Annotated in this window: 10 protein-coding genes; 9 read left to right on the plus strand and 1 reads right to left on the minus strand. The window is 32.1% G+C overall.

Annotated features, from left to right (window positions below):
- The 6 genes from OU788_RS10835 to OU788_RS10860 form a co-directional block, all read left to right on the plus strand.
- The coding region (locus OU788_RS10835) for a T9SS type B sorting domain-containing protein (RefSeq protein WP_274635182.1) at positions 1 to 1,240 on the plus strand (1,240 nt) is incomplete at its 5' end.
- A 43-nt stretch (positions 1,241 to 1,283) separates the two neighbouring features.
- Positions 1,284 to 2,204 carry a PorP/SprF family type IX secretion system membrane protein gene (locus OU788_RS10840; protein WP_274635191.1) on the plus strand — a complete coding sequence of 307 codons (921 nt, stop codon included), beginning with the start codon at positions 1,284 to 1,286 and terminating at the stop codon, positions 2,202 to 2,204.
- Positions 2,205 to 2,217: 13 nt separating this feature from the next.
- Positions 2,218 to 4,368: an OmpA family protein gene (locus tag OU788_RS10845; protein WP_274635183.1), complete on the plus strand. Its 2,151-nt coding sequence runs from the start codon at positions 2,218 to 2,220 to the stop codon at positions 4,366 to 4,368.
- 137 nt (positions 4,369 to 4,505) lie between these two features.
- Positions 4,506 to 5,375, plus strand: coding sequence for an OmpA family protein (locus tag OU788_RS10850; protein WP_274635184.1), 870 nt, complete (start codon positions 4,506 to 4,508; stop codon positions 5,373 to 5,375).
- Between the two features lie 122 nt (positions 5,376 to 5,497).
- A complete protein-coding gene (locus tag OU788_RS10855) occupies positions 5,498 to 5,701 on the plus strand; it encodes a hypothetical protein (protein WP_274635185.1) in 204 nt (67 codons plus the stop codon).
- An 18-nt stretch (positions 5,702 to 5,719) separates the two neighbouring features.
- Complete coding sequence (locus OU788_RS10860) at positions 5,720 to 6,331, plus strand: hypothetical protein (RefSeq protein WP_274635186.1); 612 nt, start codon at positions 5,720 to 5,722, stop codon at positions 6,329 to 6,331.
- A 56-nt stretch (positions 6,332 to 6,387) separates the two neighbouring features.
- Here OU788_RS10860 and OU788_RS10865 read toward each other — a convergent pair whose 3' ends face one another.
- Positions 6,388 to 7,020: a 7-carboxy-7-deazaguanine synthase QueE gene (locus OU788_RS10865; RefSeq protein WP_274635187.1), complete on the minus strand. Its 633-nt coding sequence runs from the start codon at positions 7,018 to 7,020 to the stop codon at positions 6,388 to 6,390.
- Between the two features lie 87 nt (positions 7,021 to 7,107).
- Here OU788_RS10865 and OU788_RS10870 point away from each other — a divergent pair, with 87 nt between their 5' ends.
- From OU788_RS10870 to OU788_RS10880, 3 genes are all read left to right on the plus strand, one after another.
- The gene (locus OU788_RS10870) at positions 7,108 to 8,628 is read left to right on the plus strand and encodes a helicase HerA-like domain-containing protein (protein WP_274635188.1); all 1,521 of its coding nucleotides are present in this window, start codon (positions 7,108 to 7,110) and stop codon (positions 8,626 to 8,628) included.
- 41 nt (positions 8,629 to 8,669) lie between these two features.
- Positions 8,670 to 9,230 (plus strand): hypothetical protein, encoded by a 561-nt coding sequence (locus OU788_RS10875; RefSeq protein WP_274635189.1) that lies wholly within the window; start codon positions 8,670 to 8,672, stop codon positions 9,228 to 9,230.
- 65 nt (positions 9,231 to 9,295) lie between these two features.
- Positions 9,296 to 9,838: a hypothetical protein gene (locus OU788_RS10880; RefSeq protein WP_274635190.1), complete on the plus strand. Its 543-nt coding sequence runs from the start codon at positions 9,296 to 9,298 to the stop codon at positions 9,836 to 9,838.
- The last annotated feature ends 61 nt before the right edge of the window (positions 9,839 to 9,899 follow it).

The following is a 9,899-nucleotide window of genomic DNA, read 5'->3' on the forward strand; positions in this document are numbered from 1 at the left end:
CTTAGCAGCCGATGCAGACACGACTGTAGAAGCAAGTGTAATTTCAATTGATAATCATGGGAATAGAGGATCTGCTTCGAATACTCGTAAATACTATTTACAAGACACGGATAATGATGGCATATCAGATATTGTAGATGTAGACGATGATAATGATGGCATTCCTGATGTAGACGAAGGAGATGGTTCGGTAGATACTGATGGTGATGGAATTCCAGATTCATTAGACCTAGATTCTGATAATGATGGTATTAATGATGTAATAGAAGGAGGAAATGGAGATTTAGATACCAACGAAGACGGTGTTATAGACTCTGGCGATTCAGGGTATACAGATACTAACGGAGATGGACAAGCAGATGCTTCAGTAGACAATAATGAAGAGCCAGATACAGATGGTGATGGAGTTCCAGATTATCAAGATTTAGATAGTGATAATGATGGTATTAACGATGTAATTGAAGGAGGGAATGAAGAATTTGATACTAACGGAGATGGTGTTATAAATACAGAAGATACTGGAGGTTCAGATTCTGATGAAGATGGAATTTCAGATAGCGTTGACGGTGATACAACCAGATTTGGTGAAGGTAATGGAGGAGATGAAGGAGCTATTGATTCGGATGGAGATACTATTCCTGACTATCAAGATTTAGATAGTGATAATGATGGAGTGAATGATGTTGTTGAAGGAGGAAATCCAGATACAGATGGAGATGGTCAAGTTGATAACCCTCATGATGATTCTGATAATGACGGTATAGCAGACAGTGTTGATGGTTTAGATGGTTTTGGTGATGCTGATAATCCAGATTATGACTCTAATCCTACAGATCCTAATGATGGAGGAAATGGAGTAGTAGATGGAGGTGATTCTGATGGAGACGGAATACCAAACCCTGTAGATGGTCTTGAAGGATTTGGAGATGCAATCAGTGATGATACTTGTGTAAAGGTAAATAACTTGATGAGTCCAAACGGAGATGCTGCAAACAACTATTTACATATCGATTGTATTGAAAACTTCCCAAGAAACACTATCGAAATTTTCAACAGATGGGGTAACACAGTGTACAAGGCACAAGGTTATAATAACAGTAATGTTGTTTTTAGAGGTATTTCTGAAGGAAGAGCAAATATAAATGTAGGTGATAAATTGCCAGTTGGAACTTACTTCTATATCTTAGATCTTGGAAATGGAAGTAAAGTTAAAAAAGGCTGGATTTACATTAATAGATAATCTGGATTTATAAAAAAGACTGATGAATAAAAGTATTAATCAAATGAAATTATATATAAGTTTAATTATAATATGTACAATGAGTATTTGTATAACTACAAGTATTCATGCGCAACAAGATCCTCAGTACACACAGTATATGTACAATACAATGAATGTGAATCCAGCTTATGCAGGGTCTAGAGGGCATACTGTAATTACTGCTTTAGGAAGAATGCAGTGGGTCGGTTTTGAAGGAGCGCCAAATACTCAAAACTTATCTTATGATACACCTTTAGGTTATTCTGGTTTAGGGTTAGGAGTGAATTTGATGAATGATCAAGTAGGGCCTTCTAGTGAGATATATTTAGATGCGAATGTATCGTACAACATCCAAACAGGAGAAGAAGGAAATTTAGCTTTTGGTTTGCGTTTAGGAGGAAGATTATTAAACATAGATTGGTCTAAAGGAACCTATAAGGATAATGAAGTTGTATTTCAAGATAATATAAATAAGTTTTTACCAACAGTAGGAGCTGGTATTTATTATCATCAACCACAATGGTATGTCGGATTGTCTGTTCCAAATATTTTAAGAATGGAACATTACGACGCTAAAACTCCAGGAGAAGTAGCAGTTGAGAGAATGCACTTTTTCTTAATTGCAGGATATGTTTTCGATATCAATGAAGATTTAAAATTTAAACCAGCAGCTTTATTAAAAGGAGTTTCAGGAGCACCTTTATCATTAGATATTTCAGCAAATTTATTATTTAATGAAAAGTTCAGAGTAGGAGCATCTTGGAGATGGGATGATTCTGTAAGTGCACTTTTAGGTTTCCAAGCAACTGAATCGCTATTAATAGGATATTCATATGATTTAACAACGTCAAATTACAATGTAACAAATTCAGGAACACATGAAATAATGTTACAATACGAGATATTACAAGATATTAGATATAGATCCCCTAGATTCTTTTAAAAAATTGAAAAATATGAATTTTAAAAAAGTACTAGCATCATTTTTATTGATGTTGGCAGTAAGCAGTTTTGCACAAAGCAAAAAAGTAGCAGATCGTTATTTTGAAGAGTTTTCTTACGTGCAATCAGCTAAACTGTACAAGGATTTAGTATTGATTAAAGGAGATACTTCTAAACATGTGTTAAGTAGATTAGCAGAATCGTATTACAATAATTCAGATACAGAAGAAGCAGAAGTTTGGTATGAAAAATTATTAGCGAATTATAAAGATGATTTAGATGATAAACATTTATTTAAATACGCTCAAACGTTAAGAAGTAACGGAAAATATAAAAAATCTGATTCTATTTTTTTAAAGCTTACTGAAAATCAAAAGGGGAATTTAAACGAAGAATTAAACAGAGAAGGATATTTACAAGATTATTCTAAGCAAGAAAAGAGAATAGGAATAAGAAACTTGGCAATAAATACTCCTTTTTCAGATTTTGGAGGATTTTTATTAAACGGAAAATCATACTATTCATCTTCTGCTCCAAGTGGAGATAAAAGAGAGAATATTTATAAGTGGAACAATCAACCATTTTTAAATATTTATAAGGCTGAAGAAGATATTCAAACATTAGAAGGAAGAGAACAAGATACCGTACTAGTACTAGCAAATAGCCAAAAATTAGAAGTGCCAATATCTTCTGAATTGCATGAATCTACTCCAGTATTTACGAAAGATGGAAAAACAATTTATTTTACCAGAAATAATTCAGACGGTAAAAGAGCTAGAAAGAGTAAAAAGAATACTTCTAACTTAAAAATATATAAGGCTAGCTATATAAACGGATATTGGGTAAATGTTAAAGAATTACCGTTTAACAATGACGAATATTCTACAGGACATCCAGCATTAAGTCCAGATGAAAAAACATTATACTTTGTTTCTAACATGCCTGGTGGTTATGGAGATTCAGATATTTATAAAGTTGAAATTAAAGGAAAAGACGACTACGGAACACCTGTTAATTTAGGAAGTACAATTAATACATCAGAAAAAGAAGTTTTTCCTTATGTAGGAAGTGATGATGTACTGTATTTTTCATCAAACGGACATTTAGGCTTAGGTCTTTTAGATGTTTTTCAATCAAAAATAAATGAAGATGGTACTTTATCTTCACCAGAAAATTTAGGATACCCTTTTAATAGTAAGAAAGACGATTTTTCATTTTTTATAAGTGAAGATGGTAAAAGAGGATTTTTCTCATCGAATAGAGATAAAGGAAAAGGAGACGATGATATTTATAGTTTCTTTATTTATACAGATCCTCCTGTTTGTACTCAAATAGTTGAGGGAGTTATTCGTGCAAAGAATACTAATGAGGTTATTGAAGCTGCTGTAGTAAAACTAATAGATGAAAATAAAGAAATTGTAGCAGAGGTAATTTCTGATGTAAATGGTAAATATGTTTTTAAAGAAGTTCCTTGTAATACTACTTATACAGTTACAGCAACAAAGCTAGATCATCGAGCAGGAAAAAATAAGGTAGCTACTTTAGGTAAACGAAACGAGGTAATTAAAACGAATATCGAGTTAACTCCATTAATTGTTGGTGATCAAATCGTGATTAATCCTATCTATTTTGATTTTAATAAGTCAATTATTAGAGAAGATGCTGAGTATGAATTAGAGAACATTGTTACTGTAATGACGAATCATCCTGAATTAGTTATTAAAATTGAATCTCATACTGATAGCAGAGGACCTAGAGAATATAACAGAATGTTGTCAGACAAAAGAGCAAAATCAACCAGAGATTATATCTTATCTAGAGGAATAGCTAAAGATAGAATTGAAAGTGCTATAGGTTACGGTGAAGACAAACCTTTAAATGATTGTGTTGATGGAAAAAAATGTACTGAAGAAGAGTATCAATTAAACAGACGTTCTTACTTCTATATAGTAAAAGGAGGAGAAAGTATAGAAAAGAGACACGAAATAGAAGAGCGAAAAGTAAGAAGAAGAATTTCAACAAGAAAAAGTAATTTCTTAGAATATTTGAAAAAGAACTTTAAAAACACTAATAATTCAAGACCTGAAAGTAGAAAATGTTACAAAGAAAAAGACGAAAATTGTGAAGCTACACAAAAAGAAGGTAAAGTGAATTATAAGAGATAATTAAAGATTCTAAAAAAGTAAGATTAATAAATGAAGAAAGTCCCTTTAAAAAGGGGCTTTTTTTATTTATGGTATAATATTCTAGTAAAAAATAAGTTATAGGTGTACATTAACTTATTATATCATTATTATTAATTATGAAAAAACTATTTATCCCCCTAGCGTTATTAGCTTTGACGATGACGTCGTGTGTATCAAAAAAGAAGTATGTTGAGTTAGAGCAAAAGTACAATGATACTAGAGGTAACTTGCAAAAAACAACTCTAGAAAAAGAGGAATTAGAAGCAAAGTTTGCTAAGATTGAGCAAAGAGTTGATAACTACAACCAAAAAATTAACTCGTTAAAAAATGTAAACGAGTCGCTGCAAGAAGAAAATAATGTAAAGTTAGATATGGTTGGTAATACAGCTGTAATTTCTAACACTATGAAAGAAAAAATGAGAGAGACACTTAAAAATGTCGATCCAGCAGAACTAGCTAATGCAAAAACATTAAAAGACTCAATGAATGTTGCAGTAGCTTATAACCTTAAAAAGTCAATTAACTCTTCAGAATTAGAAAATGATGAAGATGTAAATATTGACATTGATCAAACAGTTGTGATGATTTCTGTATCAGATAAAATGTTATTCAATACAGCTAGTTATAGAGTTAAGAATAATGCTCACAAACTAATAAAAAAATTGGCTGACATAATCAATTCTGAACCTAGTATGGATGTTATGATTGAAGGACATACAGATGCTAGATCATATAACTCAGGTGTATTACAAGATAACTGGGATTTAAGTGTAAAAAGAGCAACATCTATTGTTCGTCTTTTAGAGAAAAAATATGGAGTTGATCCAAGTAGATTAATTGCTTCTGGTAGAGGTAGTGCAGTTCCTTTAGTAGAGAATAACTCAGCTAAAAATAGAGCAAGAAATAGGAGAACAAGAATTGTAATCTTACCTAATTTAGATAAGTTCTTTGGTTTAATGGCTAAAGAAGAAACTATCAAACCTTAATTACATTGTATACAAGCAAAAAACCAGCACTATGCTGGTTTTTTCCGTTTTTTGCTTATTTAAAGTGACTTTATAAAATTAAAGTGTCTTACAATATATTAACCCAATCTATTAATTAAATTATGAAAAAACTACTGATTTTAACATTTGGAATCCTTTTTATGATTTCATGTACAGACAAAAAGAAAAAAGAAGACGAAAAGAAAGTTGAAACCGCTATTCAAAAAATAGATTCTATAGAAAAGAATCTTGAAGAAGGTATGGATAAGCTAAACGAAGCAGCAGAGAAGGTAGAAGAGCAGTTACAAGAGTTAGATAGTATATAAACTAAAAATATGATTAGAATGAAAAACATAAAAATTATAGTATCTATTGTAATGTTTTTTGCATTCATAGGTACACAACAAGTAGTAGCACAAGGTCAAGGAAAAGGAAAAAACAAGAGCACAGAGGTTAAGCAAAAAGGAAAGGATAAAGCTAATGAAGCAAAAGAAGAATTAGAGCAAGAAGTTAAAGAAAAGAAAAACAATAAAGCTCAAGATAAAAAAGAGAAGATAAATAAAAGAGAAGAGCTTGACCAAAAAACCCAAAAAGAGTACAAAGGAAAAGGGAATGCTTACGGTCGTGATAAAAATGGAATGAGCGGAAGAGAGTTTGGTCAAATGAGATCAAACGAAGCTAAAGAAAAAATAGAAGAGCAAGAGCGAAATATCCGTGAAAGTGAAGATATTTTAAGAAGAGGAAGAGAAAGAGTAAAAAATGCGAACGATAGAATTAAAGAATCTAGAGAGAAGAAAGAAATAACCGAAGAAGAAGTTAAGGTTAAAGAAGAGGTAATTCGCAAAACGAATGAAAGACTTAGTGAGTTGAGTAAAAAAATTGAAGAGCAAAAAGAAAAAGTGAAAAAAGATAAAGAAGCTTTAAGTAAAATACTTTTTCCTAAAGAGGATAAATAATCGCTCTTAGGAGTATTGTAAACAAAAAAAGCAACCTTAGTAGGTTGCTTTTTTGTTTATGGTATATTTAAATACTTATGTGTTTGTAAGGATATTTTCCATTTCGGATTTTCCATTACATAATCAATAATTTGTGGAGTCATTTTTTCTTTTTTACTCCATTCGGGTTGTAAAAATAACTTACACTTTTCACCAACTTTAGCGGCTTGTTCTTCTGCAAACTGAAAATCATTTTTGTTATGAATAATCATCTTCAATTCATCAGCCTCTTGGTAAGCACGCTCTAATGGTAATTTCGTTTTTTTAGGAGATAAACAAAACCAATCCCAAACTCCAGAAAAATCATAGGCTCCAGAGGTTTCAATATGTGTTTTAATACCTTCTTTTTGTAATTGTTGGGTAATATGATCTAAACTCCACATTAAAGGTTCTCCACCTGTAATTACCACAGTTTCGGCATACTTTTTAGCATTCTCAACAATAATATCTGTTTTTGTAGGCGGATGTAAATTAGCATCCCAGCTTTCTTTCACATCACACCAGTGGCAACCAACATCGCAACCACCAATACGAATAAAATATGCAGCAGTACCTGTATGCGCACCTTCTCCCTGAATTGTATAAAATTCTTCCATTAACGGAAGCATTTCTCCCGTATTAATTAACTCTTGTACTTCTTTTTTCAACATAAGGGTGCAAAGATAGGCAACATTAAAATTTAATGAATGATTTTTGTTACTTTTACGTGTTTTTATCACAAAAAAGTTCAAAAAAGAATGAGTAAAACCGAAGAGTTTTTCAAGTACATCAACGAAGGATATACCACTAAAGGAGAGTTTATTACGTTAGGGGCAGGAATGCTAGGTGAAGAAACCGTAACCAATGCCTTGGTAAATATTCCTTTAAAAACGTTAAATCGTCACGGATTAATAGCTGGTGCAACAGGAACAGGAAAGACAAAAACCTTACAAGTATTGGCAGAAAACATGTCAGAAAAAGGGATTCCTGTATTGTTGATGGATGTGAAAGGAGATTTGAGTGGATTAGCACAACCGAGTCCGGGGCATGCAAAGATTGATGAACGTCATGAAAAAATCGGGATACCATTTACAGCAACAAAGTTTCCAATAGAAATTTTATCTATTTCTGAACAAGATGGTGTACGTTTACGCGCTACAGTTTCTGAGTTCGGACCTGTTTTATTGTCTCGAATTTTAGATTTAACTGAAACACAATCTGGTATTGTAGCCATCATTTTTAAATACTGTGACGACCATCAGTTACCGTTGTTAGATTTAAAAGATTTCAAGAAAATCCTTCAATATATAACCAATGAAGGAAAAGAGGAAATTCAAGGAGAATACGGACGAATTTCTACGGCAAGTACAGGAGCAATTCTTAGAAAAATAGTAGAGATAGAGCAACAAGGAGGTGACTTATTCTTTGGAGAAAAATCGTTTGATGTTGATGATTTAACTCGTATTGATGAAAACGGACGAGGTGTTATTTCTGTGTTACGTTTAACCGATATTCAAGATCGACCAAAGTTGTTTTCAACCTTTATGTTACAGTTGTTAGCAGAGGTATACGAAACTTTTCCTGAGCAAGGAGATAGTGGTCGACCTGAACTAGTTATTTTCATAGACGAAGCTCATTTAGTGTTTGATGAAGCCTCAAAAGCACTTTTAAGCCAGATAGAAAGTATTGTAAAGTTAATTCGTTCAAAAGGAATTGGATTGTACTTTGTAACGCAGAATCCGAAGGATGTTCCAGAAGATGTATTAGCACAATTAGGAATGAAAATTCAACATGCTTTGCGTGCATTTACGGCGAAAGATAGAAAAGCAATTAAATTGGCAGCTGAAAACTATCCAGATTCAGAATACTATGATACTAAAGAAGTGTTAACGCAGTTAGGTATAGGGGAAGCATTGGTTTCAGTATTGAATGAAAAAGGAATTCCAACTCCATTAGCACGAACGATGTTACGCGCTCCGATGAGTAGAATGGATGTGTTAACAGAAAAGGAAATTAAGCAAGTATTAGACAATTCTAGATTAATTCCTAAGTACAACGATACTCTAGATAGAGAAAGTGCTTATGAAATACTAAACAAGAAAATTGAAAAGATAAATAAAGAAGAGGAAGCAGTAGCGAAAAGAGAAGAGGAGGAGAAGACGAGAAGGAGAACTTCTTCAACCCGAACTAGCACGCGTATGAATCCGGTAGTAAAGGTATTAACCAGTGCTACATTCATAAGAGCTGCTTTCGGAATTTTAAAAAAGGTACTAAAATAACAAATAGAAAAAATAGACGTTTTAAATATAAAAGAAGAACAATGAGAACATTAATGAAACCTTTAGTAGTTGCTGTAATGGCAGTAGTATTTGTACAATGCGGTAATAGTAAGTTTGATATTGCTAAAGGAAAAGTAGGGGAATTAACTACAAAAACAACGGTGCAAGAAATTGAAGGTATTTTCAAGCAAGACTCAATAGTAAAAGTTTTAAGTGAAGGAGCTAAAGGAGATAATCTTTTTCAAGAAGATGACAAATATTTAGTGTACGAAAAAGGAGGAAAGCACTTGTTAACGATTACTCCTAAAGAGCAGTTAGACTCTACTTCAACAATTAAGAGTATCGAAATTTTTGATGAGCGTTTTAAGACAAAATCAGGAGTAAATATTAAATCTACTTTCCAAGACATTGATGCAAATACGAAAGTAAATAAAGTAGAGTCATCTTTTTCATCAGTAACGCTATTTATAGATGATTTAAACGCGACAATTACAATTGATAACGAAGACTTAGGATTAAAAGAGTTTAGTACTCAAAAAGTAACCAAAGAACAAATTCCTGATTTAGCAAAAATTAAATCGTTTACCATTTGGTTTAACTAAAATATACGAAGCCGAAACAACTGTTTCGGCTTTTTAATTAATAATAGCTATGTAAATTTTAAAAGATGGAAGTAATAAAAATAGTATTTTTTGTATTGGGTGTTTTTTTTGGAGAAGACAGTAGAATAGGAGCAGAGAAAACAACAGTAACAGTAAATTCAAAAGAAAAAGAGGTAATAATTGTTCAAGAAGGGTTGTTTGCACTTATAAAGAATGAACAAGACAGCGTACAAGTTAATTCAGAGCTAGAGAAAATTATAGCTAGAAATTGGAGAAAAGAAATTAAGAGTTATCCGTCAAAGTCATGTACTTTTCATACTACTGAAGAGGGTAATTTAAACGCAAAAATTATACTGAAGTATCCTTCTGAAAATGTATTAAGAGATTTTGCTTTAGATTTTAATAAAGAAGCAAAAGAGTTCTCTTTAATTAATATTCCTGATTGGAATGTTGAAACAGAAGATGGAGCATTAAAAGGAAATTATTGGCGATTTAGTGCAGACGACAGTTTTACTTTTATTGTTACACCTTTTAAAAACATGCCAGATAGGTTTAAAAGTGTTAAAAGAAGTCTTTTACCAATTTGGGAATCTGAAAAAATGAACTAAAAGAGATCCACTCATTTTTTATTTACCTAATGCCTTGATGCTAAAGGGGTGTGCCGTGGTG

The sequence above is a fragment of the Tenacibaculum sp. L6 genome (genome assembly GCF_028823685.1).
Taxonomy (GTDB): Bacteria; Bacteroidota; Bacteroidia; order Flavobacteriales; family Flavobacteriaceae; genus Polaribacter.